Origin of the sequence: Streptomyces sedi, assembly GCF_006335015.1 — a bacterium.
In the GTDB taxonomy this organism is placed as follows: domain Bacteria; phylum Actinomycetota; class Actinomycetes; order Streptomycetales; family Streptomycetaceae; genus Streptomyces; species Streptomyces sedi.
This window is the reverse complement of the sequence record NZ_VDGT01000027.1, coordinates 33,744-52,790: the sequence shown is the minus strand read 5'-3', so window position 1 is coordinate 52,790 and position 19,047 is coordinate 33,744. Positions and strand designations below refer to the sequence as shown.

Annotated in this window: 11 protein-coding genes; all 11 read left to right on the top strand. The window is 69.1% G+C overall.

Annotated elements, in window-relative coordinates; genetic code table 11:
* The first annotated feature begins 6 nt into the window (after positions 1-6).
* The 11 genes from FH715_RS25925 (at position 7) to FH715_RS25875 (ending at position 19,032) form a co-directional block, all read left to right on the top strand.
* Entirely contained in the window at positions 7-5,514 is a 5,508-nt protein-coding gene (locus FH715_RS25925) for a type I polyketide synthase (RefSeq protein WP_170184831.1), read from the top strand.
* Positions 5,514-6,314: an SDR family oxidoreductase gene (locus FH715_RS25920; protein WP_170184830.1), complete on the top strand. Its 801-nt coding sequence runs from the start codon at positions 5,514-5,516 to the stop codon at positions 6,312-6,314. The genes FH715_RS25925 and FH715_RS25920 overlap by 1 nt, the downstream gene beginning before the upstream one ends.
* 61 nt (positions 6,315-6,375) lie before the next feature.
* Positions 6,376-8,715 (top strand): lantibiotic dehydratase, encoded by a 2,340-nt coding sequence (locus tag FH715_RS25915; protein WP_139649551.1) that lies wholly within the window; start codon positions 6,376-6,378, stop codon positions 8,713-8,715.
* Positions 8,712-9,548: an inositol monophosphatase family protein gene (locus tag FH715_RS25910; RefSeq protein WP_139649549.1), complete on the top strand. Its 837-nt coding sequence runs from the start codon at positions 8,712-8,714 to the stop codon at positions 9,546-9,548. The genes FH715_RS25915 and FH715_RS25910 overlap by 4 nt, the downstream gene beginning before the upstream one ends.
* Complete coding sequence (locus FH715_RS25905; RefSeq protein ID WP_139649547.1) at positions 9,545-10,585, top strand: inosamine-phosphate amidinotransferase 1; 1,041 nt, start codon at positions 9,545-9,547, stop codon at positions 10,583-10,585. The genes FH715_RS25910 and FH715_RS25905 overlap by 4 nt, the downstream gene beginning before the upstream one ends.
* Before the next feature lie 49 nt (positions 10,586-10,634).
* Positions 10,635-12,500 (top strand): ABC transporter ATP-binding protein, encoded by a 1,866-nt coding sequence (locus tag FH715_RS25900; protein ID WP_139649546.1) that lies wholly within the window; start codon positions 10,635-10,637, stop codon positions 12,498-12,500.
* Positions 12,497-14,320 carry an ABC transporter ATP-binding protein gene (locus FH715_RS25895; protein ID WP_139649544.1) on the top strand — a complete coding sequence of 608 codons (1,824 nt, stop codon included), beginning with the start codon at positions 12,497-12,499 and terminating at the stop codon, positions 14,318-14,320. Before FH715_RS25900 ends, FH715_RS25895 begins: the two co-directional genes overlap by 4 nt.
* A 62-nt stretch (positions 14,321-14,382) precedes the next feature.
* Complete coding sequence (locus FH715_RS25890) at positions 14,383-15,606, top strand: condensation domain-containing protein (protein ID WP_246108987.1); 1,224 nt, start codon at positions 14,383-14,385, stop codon at positions 15,604-15,606.
* A gap of 49 nt (positions 15,607-15,655) precedes the next feature.
* A complete protein-coding gene (locus tag FH715_RS25885; RefSeq protein ID WP_139649542.1) occupies positions 15,656-17,041 on the top strand; it encodes a condensation domain-containing protein in 1,386 nt (461 codons plus the stop codon).
* Between the two features lie 98 nt (positions 17,042-17,139).
* Positions 17,140-17,982, top strand: coding sequence for an SDR family NAD(P)-dependent oxidoreductase (locus tag FH715_RS25880; RefSeq protein ID WP_139649540.1), 843 nt, complete (start codon positions 17,140-17,142; stop codon positions 17,980-17,982).
* Positions 17,983-18,252: 270 nt separating this feature from the next.
* Positions 18,253-19,032 carry a helix-turn-helix transcriptional regulator gene (locus FH715_RS25875; RefSeq protein ID WP_139649538.1) on the top strand — a complete coding sequence of 260 codons (780 nt, stop codon included), beginning with the start codon at positions 18,253-18,255 and terminating at the stop codon, positions 19,030-19,032.
* Positions 19,033-19,047 lie beyond the last annotated feature (15 nt).

Sequence of the window (19,047 nt, the reverse complement as noted above, 5' to 3'; positions counted from 1 at the left end):
ACCACAGTGATCGACCAGCAACACGGCTTCTCTCCCGAGGCAATCGCAGTAGTGGGCTTCGCCGGACGGTTCCCCGGGGCGGAGAACACGCGCCAGTTCTGGCGGAACATACGGCAGGGCGTCAACAGCGTCGAACTGCTCGACCGCGCCGAACTCCTCGCCCGCGGGGCGGACGAACACGAGATCACCAAGCCGGACTACGTACCGGCGGTCGGGCTGATGCCCGACGCGGACCGCTTCGACGCCGATCTGTTCGGGGTGACGCCCCGGGAGGCAGCACTTCACGACCCCCACCATCGGGCGTTCCTGGAAGCGGTCCACGAGGCTTTGGAGAACGCCGGATACGACCCGTTCGCCGAGACAGCCCCGACCGGGGTGTTCGGTGGTTCCTCCGGCCCGGGGTACCTGACCCACCACGTGTGGGGCAATGTGGAGACCGGCAGGGTCGAGCCCACCACTCTGGGCATCTACACCAACCCTTCCTTTCTCCCCACCTTCACCTCCTACAAGCTGTCGCTCACGGGACCGAGCGTCGCGGTGGCGACCGCCTGCTCGACCTCGCTGGTCGCGCTCGACCTGGCGGCCGAAGCGCTACGACGCGGTGCCTGTGGCATCGCCGTCGCCGGAGCCGCCGAGATCGAGTTCCCCTTCGGACAGGGCTATCGCTGGCAGCCGGGCAGCATCCACTCTCGCGACGGCGTCTGCCGTCCCTTCGATGCCGCGGCCAACGGCACCGTCTTCACCAGTGGTGTGGCGGTCGTGGTGCTCAAGCTGCTTGACGACGCCCTTCGCGACGGCGACACGATCCGTGCGGTCATCCGTGGCTCGGCCGTCAACAACGACGGTTCGGACAAGGTCAGCTTCGGCGCACCAAGCGTTTCCGGGCAGATCGCGGCTGTCAAGGCGGCCATGACGCGGGCGGAGGTGCGTCCGGAGGACATCGACTACGTGGAGGCGCACGGCACCGGCACAAAGGTGGGCGACCCACTGGAGATCTCGGCACTCGCCCAGGCGTACGCGGAACTCTCCGGCGCCCCGCTCCCGCCCGGCACCATCCCGATCGGCTCGGTGAAGTCCAACGTCGGTCACCTCGGGCCCGCGTCCGGGCTCGCCGGCCTGATCAAAGTCGCCCAGTCTCTCGAACACCAGGAGATACCGGCGACGATCAACTACCGGGAGCCCAACCCGGCGATCGACTTCGGCGCCGTCCCCTTCTTCGTCAACGACTCCCCGCGTCCCTGGCCCAGCCGTCCGGACCGCCCACGCCGTGCCGCCGTCAGTTCCTTCGGGGTGGGAGGAACGAACACCCACCTGATCGTCGAGGAGCCGCCGGCCGTGGAACGCGCCAAGCCGCTGGCCCGCCCGCAGCTGATCGTGTGGTCCTCGCGCACCCGCGTGGGGCTGGACCAGACCGAGGAAGAACTGGCTGACCACCTCCGCACCTCGGGCCAGGCATTCGACGACGTGGCCCACACGCTCGAAGTGGGCAGGAGTCACCACCCCGTCCGCGCGGCGGCCGTGGCGGAGTCCGCGCGGGAGGCCGCCGAACTGCTCGGCAGCGGGTCCGGGTCCGTCCGGCGCAGCCCGGAAACGGCGTCGGAGCGCCAGGACGTGTGCTTCGTCTTTCCCGGCCAGGGTTCCCAGCGGGCCCGCATGGCCGAGGGGCTCTACGAGGGCGTGCCCGGCTTCGCCCAGGCTTTCGACGAGTGCCTGGACCTGTTCGCCGAGCACGACCTGATGGTGCGGGATGCCTGGCGCTCCGAGGATCCCGCGGAACTGGACCGCACCGACATCGCCCAGGCCGCGCTGTTCAGCGTGGAGTACGCGATGTCGCAAGCACTGGAATGGGCGGGCATACGCCCTGTGGCTGTTCTGGGTCACAGCGTCGGCGAGATCGTCGCGGCCACCGTCGCCGGGGTCTTCGACCTGGCTGACGCGGTGCGAGTGGTCGCCGCGCGCGGACGGTTGATGGCGAGAGCGTCCGACGGGGCCATGCTCGCCGCCGCGATCTCTCAGGAGGACCTCACCGAGCGGAACTTGGAAGGAGTGTGGCTGGCCGCGGTCAACGGGGCCGGGCAGGTGACGCTCTCCGGCGGCCACAAGGAAATCGCTGCGGCCCAGGCCTTCCTGGAGGAGGACGGCGTGCGCTGTCAACCACTGCGCACCGCCCACGCGTTCCACAGCCCGGCGATGGCCGAAGCCGCCGAACACTTCGAGACCGTGGTCGACCAGATCGAACTGAACGAGCCCGGGTTGCGCGTGGTCTCCGCGGCAACGGGCGCCGACCTGTCGCCACAGGAGGCCCGCTCACCCGCGTTCTGGGCGCGACAGTTGGTCGAGCCCGTGCTCTTCCATCCCGCTGTGGACCATCTCCTCGGTGAGGGCGAGCACCTGGTGATCGAAGTGGGTCCCGGACAGAGCCTTTCCGGGCTGGTCCGGCAGCACCCGACGGTGGTGCGCGGCGCGAGCTCGGTAGTGCCGGCGTCGCCGCGCGTCCCCGGCGCCGATGCCGACGAGCGCGCGTTCCTGGCTGCGCTGGGTGCGCTGTACGTCGCCGGGCACGACCTGGACCGGCCGAAGCGGGACGGCACTCGTGTGCCTCTGCCTGGCTACGCCTATCAACGCGAGCGGCATTGGATGGCCGCCGTCGACCGGACCGCCCCCGCAGGAGAGACCCGGGCTCTCTCTCCGGCTCACGACGAGAAAGCCGAGGAAGGCGTCCCCGCGCAGCCCCCCGCGACCGGGGTGTCAGAACAGAGCGCTGTCGGCACCGGTCCGACGGACCCGCCGACGTTGGGAACACCTCCTGTCGTGTCCCCCTTCGCCGCCCTTCAGTGGCACGAGAACCCGCTGCCAGTCACGGCTGCTGCTCTCCGCCCCCCGGGGCGCGTCCTGGCCCTGCTGCCGCGCGCGTTTGACGACGCACGGCAGGTTCTGGGCGCACTGCACAAGGCCGGGCACCATGTCTTCCGCGTCCGCGCCGGTGACCGACTGGAGCTGGGAGAGGAGGAGTTCACCGTCCGTCCGAACCACCCGGACGACCTGGAGGCCGTCCTCGCCCGGCTTCAGGCGCGCGACGCCCTGCCGCACACCTACGTGCACGCCTGGACCGTTGCGGACTGGGAGCCTGCGACTCCGAAGAACCTGGACGATCAGCTGGCGGGGGGGTTCCTCAGCCTCCTGAACGTCATGCGGCTGAGCGCGCGGCGACCAGCAGGGGGCTCGCTGCCGGAAGTGGTGGTCTTCTCCAGCGGTGCCGTCGACGTGTCCGGCGCGGAGACCCCGCACCCCGTCAAGAGCACGCTGGTGGGGTTGACCGTCACCTTCCCTCAGGAGGCGCCCGGACGGCGCTGCCGGCTCATCGACGTCGGAGGCGATACCGACGCACGCCTGCTCGCCGACGAACTGCTCTCCGACACCGGATCGGGCATCGTGGCCTGGCGCGGCGCGCGTCGCTGGGAGCGCTCGGAGAGGGAGATCGAGTTCGAATCCCGTGATGCCGCCGCGCTGCGCGAGGAGGGCGTGTACGTCATCACCGGCGGCCTCGGCGGGCTCGGCCTGGAGACGGCCAAGGGCCTGGTCCGTAAGGGGATTCGCCCCCGCCTCGCGCTGCTCGGCCGCCGAGTGCCCGAAGGCGACCGCGCCCTTCCGCCGGCGGAGGGCGACCGGGTGCGCACCGCTGTCGCGGAGATGGAAGCCCTCGGCGCCCAGATCCGTTTGCTGCCCTGCGACATCACCGTCGAGGCGGAGGTGGAAGCCGCCGTGGACGCGGTCATCTCGGCGTTCGGGCCGATCAACGGAGTGGTGCACTGCGCCGGAGTAGCGGGGGACGGCGTCATCGAACTACGTGACACAGCCGAGGCACTCGCCGTCCTGCGGCCGAAGGTGCTCGGTTCCCTGCTGCTGCGGCGAGCACTGGCGGAGCAACGGCCGGACCCGGACTTCTTCGTCTCCTATTCCTCTCGCAGCGGCACCCACGGCCTGATCGGCAGCGGCGACTACTCGGCAGCCAACGCCTTCCTGGACAGCGACGCGGCGACCCCGCGCGGACGCACCCGCACTCTCAGCGTCGGCTGGCCAAGCTGGCGGCAGGTCGGCATGGCCGCCCCCGGTACACCCACACCTGACGAGGCGGAGGAACGAGGGCGGCCTGAGGGTGAGGTGGTGTGGGAAGAGGTGTACGACTCCTTGACCCACTGGGAGCTGGACGAACACCGGCTCGGCACGACGCCTGTGATGCCCGGGACCGGCCAGCTCGATCTGGCGCTGCGCGCCTGGGCCGACCGAGGCGACACGCGGGCGGCCCGCCGGTTGGAGAAGGTGACCTTCCACCGGCCTCTGGAGGTGACCAGCCCCCGGTGCGTGCAGGTTCTCGCGCGTGGCGGGCAGGATGTCGATCGATTCGTCATCCGGTCCCGCCCGGTGGACGGCGAGGCGTGGACAGAGCACACCACGGGTTCGGTCCGCTTGGTGGAGTCCGTGGCGCGCTTCTCCGACCCGGAGGCACTGGCCGCCGAACTCTCCGGCGAGCAGCCACCCGCACCGGAGCCCGAAACCGGACTCGTGGCCGCGGGCCCGCGTTGGAACTGCCTCGGCGAGACCATCAGGGGCGCCGACGCCGACCTGGTGGAGCTCGTCCTCCCGGAGTCCTTCCTCGGCGACCTCTCCCGACACCAGCTGCACCCCGCGCTGCTCGACGTGGCCACCGCGTTCGCGCAGCGACCCTCCCCTTTCGCCAAGCTGCCGTGGTACTACGAGTCGATCACTGTGTTCGGCGCGCTCCCCGCGCGGTTCCACGCGCATATGCGCTACCGGCCGGGCCGGCAGCACGGCGTCACCGTCGACGTCGACCTGATCGCCCCTGACGGCCAGGTGCTGGTCGCCGTCGAGGGGTACACCATGGTGCGCGTAGACCCGGATGCGTGGCGTGACGGCCGGCGGGGCGCCGCGGGGGAACGGCCGGGCACGAGCCGCCCTCTTCCCGGCGCGGTAACCGAGGAGAGCGGGCTCGAACCTCATCAGGGGGTGCATCTCTTTCTGACCCTTCTGGAGTCGGTCACCCCGCCGCATGTCCTCGTCCGTCCTTACGAGAACGGCGCGCCGGTTCCGGCGGAACGGCCCCGGGAACTTCCCCAGCCGCGAACCGTCGTCGTGGCCCCCTCTCCCGCACCGGTAGAACAGACGGCGGTCGAGACACCGCGATCGCCGCTGCCCGAGGCGGCGCCAGGAACGAAGCGGCCCGCGGAGTCGCCCGTCTCCCCGACCGCCGTCGGCACGGAGGCGGAGGACGAGATCGCCACCGCGATTCGTGGCTTCTGGGAAGACGCGCTCGGAATGCGGGGGATCAAGGACGACGACGACTTCTTCGAACTCGGCGGAAACTCCCTGTCCTCCATCGAACTGATGGGGCAGATCCGCGAGCGTTTCGGGGTCGAGCTGAGCGTCGCGATGCTCTTCGAATGCCCAACCGTTTCCCTGCTGGCCGAGGCCGTGCGCGCGGGGCGGGACGCCTGATGGCCCCCGGACGCGGCACGCGCGGCAGCGGCCCCTTCGCCCCCGACCTGCTCAGCGGCCAAGTGGCGGTGGTGACAGGTGGAGCCACCGGCATCGGTCTGGAGACGGCGCGTCAGCTGCTGCTGCATGGCGCTCGGGTGGCCATCGCCTCACGCCGCCCCGACGTCTTGGACGAGGCGGCCGAGAGCCTACAGACGGAGACCGGCCGGCCCCCGCTCACCGCGGTCTGCGACGTGCGGGACGAACAGGGTGTGCGTGCGCTTGCCGAGCGTGTCACGGCAGAACTCGGCGCGGCGGACATCGTCGTCAACAACGCCGCCGCGAACTTCCGTATGCCGGCCGAGCGCATGACGCGTAGAGCCTTCCAAACGGTCGTCGATATCGACCTCGTCGGCACGTTCACCGTCACCAGGGCGTTCGTCGGCCCGATGCTGGAACGCGGTAGCGGGAACATCATCTCGATGGTGGTGCCGGAGGTCGGCCGGGGGTTCCCCACGTTCTCGCACGCCGGTGCCGCCAAGGCCGGCATCGTTTCGCTCACCGCGAGCTGGGCGCGCGAGTGGGGTCCGCGTGGCGTCCGCGTCAACGCGGTCGCGCCCGGTCTCGTTCCCACCGAGGGCGTCATGGCCCACATGTACGCCACGGAGGCGGAGAAGGACGCCGAGGACATACCGCTGCGACGGCTCGGCACCGTGACTGACATCGCCAACTGCGTGCTGTTCCTCAGCTCCGACGCCGCCTCATGGATCACCGGCACCACGATGACGGTGGACGGCGGCAACTCCACCATGCACCTGTGAACGGCGCGCGCAACCACGGAAGTTCGACAGTAATGGGCTATCTCTCGCTGGAGGTCTGGGTATGACGGCCGGACGGCAGGAACATCTCGTGCCGCTGGGCGACTCGGGCTGGTGGCTGTGGCGCGATGTCGCGCTGCGCAGTCCGGGTTTTCCGGCGCGGCTCGCACGCGACCTGGGCGACGAGCGACTGGCCGAGGCCGCCGACGCGTGCCTCGCCGGCTCGGTGACGGACACCGCTTACCGGGCGGTCTTCGCCGAGGCGGAGGTCCGCCTCCAGCGTCTGGTTCGCGCCACTGCCGCCAACCCGCGGATCCGGGAGGCGGTCACCTGGCAGAACCCCGCTCTGGTGGCGAACTGTCTGGACAAGGCGGTAGCCGGAGAACCGCGCAACGTCCGGGGCCGACAGCACGAGAAGAGCATCGTCGGACACCTCCAGCGGTACGCGCTGAAGAACGACACCATCGGCTTCTTCGGCCCGGTGGCGTGGGCCCGGTGGACCGACGAGCCGGGGGGCGGATTCGACGTCTCTCCCGGCGACCGGCTGTTGGCCAGGCGCACCGTGTACTTCGAACACTGGGCCGTCGAGGCACTGGCGTCGAAGCTGTCCGAGGATCCGGATCTGCTGCCGTGGCTCGCACCGCGAGTGGACCCGGTGGTCTCCGTCGCGGACGGCCTCGCACACCGTCCCGAAGGACGTCCTATACCGCTGACGCCTGAACAGACCGCGTTGCTCGGCGTCTGCGACGGCGTGCGGCAGGTCCGGGACCTGTCCGGGGAGCTGGCGGGCCCGGGACGTCCGTTCCCCTCCGAGCGGGTACTGCGCCGGACCTTGGAGGAGCTGCGGGCCCACCGGATCGTCGCGCTCGACCTCACCGGCCCGATCGAGGCCCGGCCCGAGGTGACGCTCCGCAAAAAGCTGGAGCGGGTGGGTGACCCGGCCGTTCGCGACCGGGTGACAGCCGCGCTGGACGAGCTGACCGACGCCCGCGACCGAGTCGCCGCGTCGGCCGGCGACGCCGAGCGGCTCGCCGAGGCCATCGGGCACCTCGACGCGGTCTTCACCGACCTCACCGGTGAAGCACCTGTGCGGCGCGCTGGACAGATCTACGCGGGCCGGACCCTGCTCTACGAGGACACCGTGCGAGACGTGGAAGTCAGGCTCGGACCGGCGTTCCGCACCGAGATGGCGGGACCGCTGGCGATCATGTTGGACAGCGCGCGATGGCTTGTGGGCCGTATCGCCGACAACTACCGGGATCTGTTCACGCGCCTGTACCGCGGGTGGACCGAGCGCAACGGCACCATGGCCATGCCGATGACCAGGCTGTTGGGGCTCGCCACCCCGCACATGCACGTCACCCGGTTGTCGTCCCCCCGCCTTGTGCGGTCAGCGGTGGCCGAGTTCCAGGAGCGCTGGCGCACGGTACTGGACCTGAGGGCAGAGGACGCGGAAGCGGCGCGGGTGGACCGCGCCCTCGCGGACCTCACCGCCCGCGCGGCGGAGCGGTTCCCACCCCGGCCGCCCATGTGGGCGACCGCGATCCACCACGCGCCCGATCTGATGGTCGCCGCCGCCTCGGCCGAGGCGGTGGAACGTGGCGACTATCTGGCGGTGCTGGGTGAACTCCACGTCTCCACCAACACTCTGGAGAGCAGGTTCTTCGTGGAGCAACACCCGAGTCCCGAGGCGCTCTGCGCTGCCGACGCCGCCGACCACGGTGGGCGCCGCGTTGTCCTGCTGCCCCCGAAGGACTGGCAGGAGAACTCCTCGCGCACCACGCCCCCCTCGGCGATGCTGGCGCCCGACGCCACTTACTGGGCGGTGCGCACACCCTGTGTGGAACCCCCGGGGGAAACGCTGAAACCGACCGATCTCACCGTGCTCGAGGAGGACGGAGAGCTGATCGTCCGCGATGCGGCCGGCGGCTCCCGCATCCCGCTGCTGGAGATGTTGAGCGAGTCATTCAGCTACATGACCGCCAACGCCTTCCGCCCCTTCGCCTCGGCCGGGCACCGGCCGCGCGTCACCATCGGCAATTTCGTCATGGCACGGGAGGCATGGTCCTTTCCTGCCGCCGACCTGGACTGGGCAGCGGTGCGTGAGGAGAAGGAGCGGTTCTTGCGCTGCCGGAGTTGGCGTGCGGAACACCGACTGCCCGAGCGGGCCTTCTACCGGTCCCCGACCGAGGAGAAGCCGGTCTACGTGGACTTCACCAGCCTGGCCTTGGTCAACGCGCTCGCGAAGACGGCCAGGCAGTCGGCCGGAATCAAGGACGCGGTCATATCGCTCGCCGAGATGCTGCCCGACACCGGCGACAGCTGGCTCACCGACGCGGACGGCGAGCGCTACCTGGCGGAGTTCCGCGTGGTCGCGGTCGACTCAAGCGGTGATCAACGGTGAGCGCGCTCGCGGACGATGTACGGCTGGCGCATCGCCTGGCCACCCGAGCGGACGAGACCGCACTCAGCTTCCTCGCGCACGGTGTCACCACCCGAACCAAGAAGGACGGCTCCCCGGTCAGCGATGCGGACCTGGCCGTCGAGGAGGAACTGCTGGGTATCCTCGCCATCGAGCGGCCCGGCGACGCGGTACTGGCCGAGGAGTCCGGCGCCCACGGCTCCGCAACAGGCCGTCGCTGGATCCTCGACCCGATCGACGGCACCCGTTCCTACCTCGCGGGCGGACGCTCCTGGGGTACGCACATCGCGTGCGAGGCCGGCGGCGAGCTCACCGTTGGCGTGCTGACACGGCCCACGGAGGGGGCGCGTTGGTGGGCGGCACGCGGTCACGGGGCATATCGCAGCGACCCCGCCGAGCCACTCGCCACCTCTCGACGCCTCGCGGTCACCGACATCGCGAGGCTGTCCGAGGCCAGGGTCGCCGGGCTGGTCGATCCGGGCTGTGTCGGAGCGGAGGTGCTCGCCGCCCTCAGTACCTGGACCGACGACGAGGTGTCCGTGGTCGCCGCGCTGCTGGAAGGCCGCGTCGACGTCGTACTCGACGACGGCGGCAAGGTGTGGGACCAGGCACCCGCCGCGCTCCTCGTCCGCGAGGCCGGCGGCTTCTTCTCGGATCCTCTCGGGGGGTCTCGCCTCGACTTCGGGTGGGGCCTGTACGCGAATCCGCTGCTGCGCGCCGATCTGTCGCACGCCCTGCGCGAAGTCATGGCAGAACGGGGCGCCGCGTTGACGGCGCCCCCCTCCCTCACACAGACGAAGAAGGAGCACACATGAGCCTGGTCGATGTACACAATGAATGGGACCCGCTGGAAGAGATCGTCATCGGTTCCATCGAGGGGGCCAGGGTGCCCGTCCCCGGGACGGACCTCTTCACGATCGAGTACGCGGAGTACGGCGTCGAGGACCGGATCCCGTCCGGTCCCGTGCCGAAGCGGGTGGTCGAGGAAACCCGAGAGGACCTGGATCGCATATGCCGTGAGCTCACCGGGCTCGGGATCACGGTGCGGCGCCCGGAGGACACCGACCTCTCGGCCACCGTCAACACTCCGGAGTGGTCGACTGACGGGCAGTACAACTACTGCCCGCGCGATGTGCTGCTGACGGTCGGCGACATGGTCGTCGAGACGCCGATGGTGCTCAGGTCGCGGTTCCTCGAACCGTTCGCCTACAAGGACCTGCTACTGGAGTACTTCGAGAGCGGAGCCCGGTGGATCTCGGCACCGAAGCCCCGGTTGCGGGACGAGATGTACGACGTCACCCGGAAGAAGGGGCAACGGCTGCTGGATCTCGAACCCGCCTTCGACGCGGCCAACGTGCTGCGCTTCGGAACCGACCTGCTCTACCTGGTGTCCGACAGCGGCAACGAACAGGGCTGGAAGTGGCTCCAGTCGATGCTGGGTGACCGGTACACCGTCCATCCCTGTCGCGATCTCTACGCCGCCACACACGTCGATTCCACAGTCGTCCCACTGCGTCCGGGACTCGTGCTCCTCAACCCCGAGCGGGTCAACGAGGACAACATGCCGGACTTCCTGCGGGGGTGGGACCGGATCTGGTGTCCGGAGCTGGCGGACACGGGCTTCGTCGGGGAACGCCCCTACGCCTCCACCTGGATCGGTATGAACCTACTGGTCATACGGCCCGGTCTGGTCGTCGCCGACGAGCGACAGCCTGAGCTGATCCGTGCCCTGGAGAAACACGACATCGATGTCCTCCCGCTGCGCCTGACCCATGCGCGCACTCTGGGCGGTTCCTTCCACTGCGTCTCGCTCGACGTGCGCCGTACCGGCTCCCTGGAGACCTACCGGTGACCGCCGTCCCTCTCCCCCAGCTCCCAGCGCACCTTGAAGAGGAGGTCGCGTGGACGCGCTTGCCAACCGCCTGAGGCTGCTGCGTGCTCTCGGCCCCGCAGGCCTACCCGTGAACGCCGCGCTAGTGGTGGTCATGCTTGTCGAACGACTCGGCCCGGCAGTCATGGCGGCAGGCGTCGGCCTCGTGGTGGGCGGCCTCGGCGAGGCCATCGGCTCCGGATCTCTGTCGGCGGCGGTGGCGCCGCTGTGTGTCTTCGGCGGCGCGGTACTGGCGACCCAGGCCGCCGAAGCGCTGCTCGAACCGCTGAAGTTCATCGCCGCCGTCAGGATCGACGGGCCGCACCGCGAACGGGTGGCACGCACGGCGGCCAGCTCCGGCCGTGTCGAGGTGCTGGAACGGCCGGAAACGCAGCGGCTGATCCGCGAGGCGATGGCCGACCGTAGCCACGGCTACGACTGCACCCCGTCCGACGGTGCCGTCGGACAGTTGCGCTGGGCCGCAGGCATGGTGGGTGCCGCCGCCGCCTGCGCGGTCTTGGCGCAGTACGCGTGGTGGTTCGTACCGATGGCGCTGATCCCGGCGGCACTGCATCGCGTGCTGCGCACCCGCGACGACTTCGCACTCGCGGCGCGGTGGCGTGCGGCGTCGAAGGACGAGCAGCACGCCGATGTGTGGCGGGAGGCCACTACCTCCCAAGGCGAGGGCAAGGACATTCGTGTCTTCGGTCTTGCCGACTGGAGCGTGACGCGGATGCAAGGACACATCCGAGCCGCCAACGCGCCCCTGTGGAGCTATATCGACCGCATGCTGCGCCGCAGCGGCGTACACCTGATGTTGGTAATCGTGGGGCTCCTCCCCATGTACGTGATGGTGGCTTCAGGAGCGCCCGGGAGAGCGGACCCAGCGGCGCTCGCGGCGGCGGTGTTCGCAGCGGGCTGGTCACTGTTCCTCGTACTCGGTCCGGACTCCGAGATGTACAACATCATCGGTGCCGGCCGCGTACTGCGCGCCCACGACGAACTACGCGACGCCCTCGGTGAATCCGAGCCCTCTTCCGCCACGGCGCGGGCAGCGGAAAGCAGCGATCGCCCGGCCGGCGGTGACCGTCCGGCTCCGCCGCGGGTGTGCTTCGCAGATGTCTCCTTCCGTTATCCGGGCGACGACCAGGATGTCCTCGACGGGCTGAACCTGGAGATCGAGCCTGGTGAGTTCCTGGCGGTCGTCGGGATCAACGGTGCCGGCAAGTCGACTCTGATCAAACTGTTGACCGGGTTGTACGAACCGACATCGGGAGTGATCCGCGCCGACGGGCACCCCCTGTCCCAGACCCCGGCCACCGACTGGCGCAGGCGTCTCTCGGTCGTCTTCCAGGACTTTGTCAAATACCCCCTGTCCGCCGAGGACAACGTGGCGCTCGGCCACGGCCACACTCCCCGGGATCGTGGAGAGGTCGAGAGGGCCGCGCACGAGGCGGGCTTCGAGGCAGTCATCGAGCGGTTGCCGGATGGATGGGACACCCCGCTGAGCCGCACCCGATCGGGCGGGGTGGACCTGTCCGGCGGCCAGTGGCAGCAGACGGTGCTGGCGCGGGCGTTGTACGCGATGCGGCGCGGGGCGCGGCTGTTGGTCCTCGACGAACCGACCGCGCACCTAGACGTCCGCACCGAGTCCGATGTCTTCGAGCGGTTGGCCAAGAGCCGCGGTGACAGCGGCCTGGTGCTGATCTCCCATCGCCTCTCCACCGTGCGGCAGGCCGACCGCATCGTGTTCCTCGACGGTGGGCGGATCACCGAATCGGGCACTCACGACGAACTGATGGCGAAGGGCGGTGCGTACGCCGACATGTTCCGCATCCAGGCCGCGCGGTTCCGACGCGGATACGACGACCGGATCGAGGAGGGCGACGTCCTGTGAGGCGCTACTGGTCACTCTGGCGGGAGCTGTTCACGCTCTCGTGGCGGCGACAGCGACGGCACACAGCCGCCACCCTCACGGCCATCGCCCTGTCCACCCTGGCGGTGCCCGTGTGCGCCGTGGCTCTGCGCCGCGCGGTGGACGCCATCGACGGCGGCCACACCTCGACGGCGGTCATGGCCGCCGCCGTGGCCGCACTGGCCTACGCGGTCAGCCTGGTCCTCCAGGACACCGCGGGCTTGCTGCGGGCCACCACCAACGACCGGCTCGGGCGGCTGGAGCTCCACCCGCGCATCCATCGGGACATCTCCCGGGTCCACGGTCTGGAGCACCTCGAACGCACCGACTTTCTCGATCGGATGACCATTGTCCGACTCGGGACCGGGCACGTGACCATGAGCCTGTGGAACATGGTTCTGGCCGTCTCCAACGTACTCAAGCTCGTTCTCGCCGTGCTACTCCTCGGGACGGTGACGCCCTGGCTCGGCCTGCTGCTGGTGTTCGCCGCTCTGCCTGTGTGGTTGGACCATGTCGGGCAGCGTCGGGTGCGGCGTGTCGAGGTGGAGACGTCGGAGGATCACCGGCTGCATCGCCGTCTGGCAGAGCTGGCCGTCTCCGCCTCCGCCGGCAAAGAGTTGCGGGTCTCCGGTACCGCCGAGGATGTCATTCGCCGTCAGACCACGGCCTGGTACGCGGCCATGGGACCACGCGCACGCGCGCAGTTCGTCGCCGGGGCGCTGAAACTCGTCGGCTGGCTGGTCTTCATCGCGGCGTTCGTCGGCGCGCTGGCGCTCATCACCCACCGCACGGTGCACGGCCACGGCACCGTCGGCGATGTCGTACTCGCGGTGACGGTGGCCATGAGTCTGCGCCAGACCGTGGCGAGCACGGTCATGAGCACGACCTCGACCGCCTCCGCGAGGAGGGTGCTCGATCCCTACCTGTGGATGCGTGAGTACACGGAGCGCGAGGCGACCCGCGACCAAGGAGAGCAGACGCCTCCCGCCGCGCTCACCGACGGCATCTCGGTGGAGAACGTGAGCTACGCCTATCCCGGCACCGACCGGCTGGCCCTTGACGGGGTCTCGGTCACGCTGCCGGCCGGCGCCGTGGTCGCCGTCGTCGGCGAGTACGGGTCGGGCAAGACGACGTTGGTGAAACTGCTGCAGAAGTTCTACCAGACTGATTCCGGGCGCATCACCGTGGACGGGATCGACCTCTCCCGGCTGGACACCGAACGGTGGCGGGACCGCTCCAGCGCCGTCTTCCAAGACTTCGGACGGTTCCGCACCACCTTCGCGGAGACCGTCGGACTGGGCGACCTGCGGCACGTGAACGACCGGGAGCGCATCCAGAGGGCCCTGGGCGAGGTCGAGGCCGACGACCTGGTGAGGCGCCTTCCGAACGGCCTCGACACCCAGTTGGGCAGAGAGCTGGGTGGTCTCGACCTCTCCGAGGGACAGTGGCAACGCACCGCGCTGGCCCGTGCGGCGATGCGCACCGACCCGCTGCTGTTCGTCCTGGACGAGCCCACGGCGTCGCTCGACGCCCCGAGTGAGCAGAACATCTTCGAGCAACACATGGCGCGCGCCAGGCACCTGGGGCAGCGGACCGGTGCAATCACCCTGATCGTCTCGCACCGCTTCTCCACGGTCGCCGGCGCCGATCACATCCTGGTGCTCGACAAAGGACGCCTTGTGGAGTCCGGCACCCACGAGGACCTGCTGGCGCTGCGCGGGCAGTACGCCGACCTCTACCGGCTCCAGGCCGACGCATACGCCGAGAGCGCTCCGGCCACGACCGAGGAAGAAGACGCATGACACGGCAGACTCCCGTGGAGACGGCCCCCCTGTCGTTCCAGCAGGAGGAGACCGTGGAGAACATGCAGAAGCACCCTGAGTGCGTACTGCGCTACGACAAGGTGCTGCTGTACCGCCTCGAAGGCGAGGTGGACCGGGAGTGCCTGCTTGGCGCGGTCGACGACATCACCGCCCGCCACGCCGTGCTTCGAACGGTCATGGGCTCCACCGGGCCCGGATATGCGCAACAAATCCGCCCGGCGCCGTTCCAGGCTCTGACAGTTCGCACCTGGCCCGGCGCGGGGGCCGCAGACGTCGCGCGGGCACTGCTGGAGGAACGGCTCACCGCGGAGGGCGCCCTCGGCGGGGCTCCGCTCTTCCGTATGGCGTTGCATCAGACTGACGACGGCACCCTGCTGTCCTTCGGTCTCCATCACCTGGTCTACGACGGGTGGTCCGTTCCCGTGCTCTTCCGCGACCTCTCTGAGTGCTACCGGGCGCGTACAGCGGGCACGGCCCCGGAGCTGCCCGAACTGCCCTTCAGCTACGCGGAGTACGCGGTGCGCCAGCGCCGCACCTGGACAGAGAATCGCGAGACGGCGATGGCGTTCTGGCGCGACCGTCTGGGCGGCGTGCCCGGCACGGTCGAGTGGCCCGAGCCAGTGCAGCCCCCGGCCGTCGACTCTTCCTGGGAGACAGAGCAGACCCCGTTCGCCCTGGGCAGCGAGATCTCCGACGCCGTGCGCGTCGCCGCCCGCCATGCGCGCACCACTCCGTTCATCGTGTTGCTGTGTGCCACAGCGGTGGCCATGGCACGGGTGACCGGCCAGCACGACTTGCTGATCGGTCCCGACACCGCGAACCGGGAGGACCCCGGAAGACGCGCGGCGGTGGGCTTCTACGTCAACTACCGGCCGACGCGCGTCACAGTGCGCCGAGGCGAACGGTTTCTCGACCTGGTACGCAGGGTGTGGCGCACCTGGCTTGAGGCGGACCGCCACCGCGACGACGACGCCCACCAGGTCCTGCGTGAGCTGGGTTCACCGGACGTGCTGAAGGTCAACATGCTCAGCTTCTCGGTCGGGGAGTACGACACCCCCCTGTTTCCCGGTGTCCGCGTGACCGAGGTACCCACCGCCCCAGACGCCTGGTACTGGCGCGATTTCAGCGTGGTGTGGAGCGGGGTCGAGGACGACGGTTTCCGCGGGGTCATGTTGTACCGCCGCGCTCGGGTGGACCTGTTCGCGGCCGACGCCGTCGTCGGCCACCTGAAGAAGCTACTTGCCGACAGCGACGTGTCGGTCTGACCCATTGCCTACTCTCATCCCGCCCCTCTCCCGGAAAGTCACAGCACGCATGCGCATGGTTGGTCTCGATGACCTGTCAGTCGGCCACGGGCGGCTGATGACGTGGCAGCTCACCGATGCCTCCAAGGAAGTCGCCGCAGAGGCCGGGCCCGCCGGGCCGCCGTCGCACAACCAGGAGTTGCGGCTGCGACAAGCCGAGGCAGGGCACGCCTCAGGCCGATGGCCCCGCCGGTGGCATCTCAGCGCCTCCGTGGCGGACACCGTCGATCCGGCGGCGCTCCAGCTGGCGCTCACCGAGTTCGTGCGCCGCCACGACACACTGCGGAGCCTCTTCCGACGAGAGTCGGACGGTGCCGTCAGGCGTTACGTCCTGCCCGCGTCGGCGGTCGAGCTGAAGCGTTCACGAGGAGAGTGGTGCGGCACCGAGGAAAAGGTGTTGGCCGCGTTGTCCCGTCTGGCCGACACCGTGACCGACCCCTGGGGGTGGCCCGGTACGGCGTTCGCGGCGCTCACCGGCGGACGAGAATCGACTCTCTTCCTGGTGTCGGACCATCTGCACGTCGACCTGTACTCCCACCTGCTGGCAGCCGACGAGATCAACCGGCTGCACCGAGCGCATCGCGAGAGCCGGGCAGCGGACTTGGCCGAGCCCGGCAGCTTCGACGCCCACGCCCGTGAGGACAGAAAGGACGACGCGCGGCCTCTGGACGGGACTGTGGAGCACTGGACGCGTTTCGCCCGCGCCATGGGCGGCCGGCTGCCCGCCTTCCCGCTCGACCTGGGAGTGCCCTCCACTGACGCCATGCCGTTGTTCCGGCGAAACATCCCATTGTTCGACGAGGAGACGGCCTCTGCGGTGGAACTCTGGTGCGCGCGCCACGGCGGAACGGTCCCGGCGGCCCTGATGGCGGCCTCGGCTCTGAGCGTGCGAGAACTCGGTGGTGGGTCCACGTTCGGTGCCCTGGTACCGATGTCGACCCGCCCTGTTCCCGTCCAGCCCTCGGTGGGCTGGTATGTCAGTGCTGTTCCCGTATGGTTCGAGGCGCCTGCGGGCACCGCGTTCGCCGATGTCATGCGCCAGGCGCGTCAATCCTTTCGCACGTCGAGATGTCGTCAGGACGCGGCGGTCGAACGTGTTCTGGCGGCCCTCCCCTCCCACATCGCCCAGGACAGGACCTTCTGGTTCTCCTACGCGGATACTCGTTCCACTCCGGGAGCTGAACCCCCGCAGGTGAGTAACCCTCGGCTGACCTTCAATCCGTCCCTGGGCGCGGGCGGCGACGTGTGGATCAACAGGAACCCTGACGGGACCCACATGCACGTCCGTTGCCCGAACACTCCTCAGGCAGTGAAGACGATGCACGCGTACGCGAGCGGCCTGAGAGCTCATCTCCTGGATGCCGTGGGCCGTGGGCAGGGTCAGCCGCCGCAGTAAGCCCCCTCCGTTCACAGTGACGTCGAAGAGCCGTGGCTCCTGACTGCGCCAACCGGCGGCCCGACGGCAACGCACCACCAACTGCCGAGAGGAACATCATGCGCACCATCGTCATCACCGGATCGAGTTCGGGCATCGGAGCGGCAGCGGCCATCAGGCTTGCAGGGCAGGGGAAGCAGGTCGTCATCACCGGACGGTCGGCTGCGAAACTTGCCGAGGTGCACCGCGCGATGGCAGCCGCCGCCCCCGAAGAGGCGCGAATTCCCGAGCCACTCGTCGAGGATCTGTCCAGCCTTGACGGGGTGCGCCGCCTTGCCGACCGGCTGCTGGAGCACTTCCCCAGGCTGGATGTCCTCGTCAACAACGCCGCTGTTCAGCCCAGCAGGCGGCGGGAGTCAGCGGACGGGTTCGAACTCTCCTTGGCCGTCAATCACCTGGCGCCCTTCCTGCTCACGCGACTCCTGTCAGCACGCCTGCTGGAGAACGCGGGGCGCGTGGTCACCACGGCCTCGGACTCTCACGCGAAGGGCCGGTTCGACTTCGACGACATCCCGCTGCTGGACGGATGGACGGGAGCGCTTTCCTACGGCCGGTCCAAGCTCGCCAACATCCTTTTCACCGCCGAGCTCCAGCGGCGTACACCACTGCCCGCGACCTGTTTCCATCCCGGCGCCATCAGGACGGACATCAACCGCGACTCCCCATTCGTACGTCTCGTGAAGCCCTTCGAGCGCTTTGTACTCGCCCCTCCCGAGCGGGGAGCCGACACTCTCGTGTGGCTCGCCACCAGCGACGAGGGCGGCGACCCGCGCGCTGTGTACTACCAGGATCGCGCGCCGGCGGAAACCGACGCCGGCGGTGACGACCCTGAACTGGCCGCACGGCTGTGGGAGGTCTCGGCCGAGCTGACGCGCACTCATTCCCAGTGGCCCATGGCCTGAAAGACAGCCGCTCGGCCTCCGAACCCGAGTACGTACCGCGTCGCCTGCGCTCAACGGGAGGGCGTGGCCCACGGCCACCAACTCCACCGAGACAGCGCGTCCCAGCCGACCGGTCCCCGCTGCCAGGCTGGTGGATGCGACGGCCGCCCGGGCGTCATTGCCCACTGGCCCCAGGGCTTGCCGCTACTCGTGGCCAGATACGGAACTCGACGGTGTTCTATATTCTTGTAATGCGATCCACTGTTCGACCGAAAGGAGGCGGAGGACACCGTGCCACTGAAGCACCCAGGCGGCCTGGACTTGCTGGCACTCGCGATACGCGTGTTGGAGGAGAGTGCCGAATCCTCCCCATGGACCACCATCGCCGAAACGCTCGCGGAATGCCTCGACGCCACCGCAGTCACCGTTACCGATATCCGACAAGGACAAGCCTCACCGGTCGCTTGGGCGCCGTCGCGCATGTCGGGGAAACTGGTGCACGAACTCTCCAAGGAATCCGTACAAGCAAAAAATCCTCTCATTACCCACTACGACACATTTCCGGACAGAACGCCGCGCACCGCTGAAGAGATCACCGGCCTATCCTTGTGGCGCGGCAGCGCAGCTCATTCCGTCGCTCGCCGCTACTTCGGTTCGGAAAACCAAATGGCGATCCCATGCGCCCGGGGCGATGACGTGCTGCGGAGCCTCGTCATCTACCGGTCAGCTCCCTTTTCCGACGGCCATCGGGCCTTCGCCACGCAGGCCCAGCCCCTGCTTGCCGCGGTCGACGGGCACGACAGGGTAGTTTCGCGATTTCGGGCCCCTCAGAGCCAAGCGATCTTGCATCGCTCACGCGAGTCCAGCCTCACCGCCCGTGAACTCACCGTGCTCACCCTGCTGGCACAGGCACTTCCATCAAAGACCATCGCCCAACGCCTGGGCATCTCGCTACGCACCGTACACAAACACATACAGAATCTGTTTAAGAAGCTCGACACGCATGATCGAATGGAAACCGTGCTCCGAGCACGATCAATGGGCTTGCTGGAACCGGCCACCGTCTCATAGCCGCTGTCGACGGCT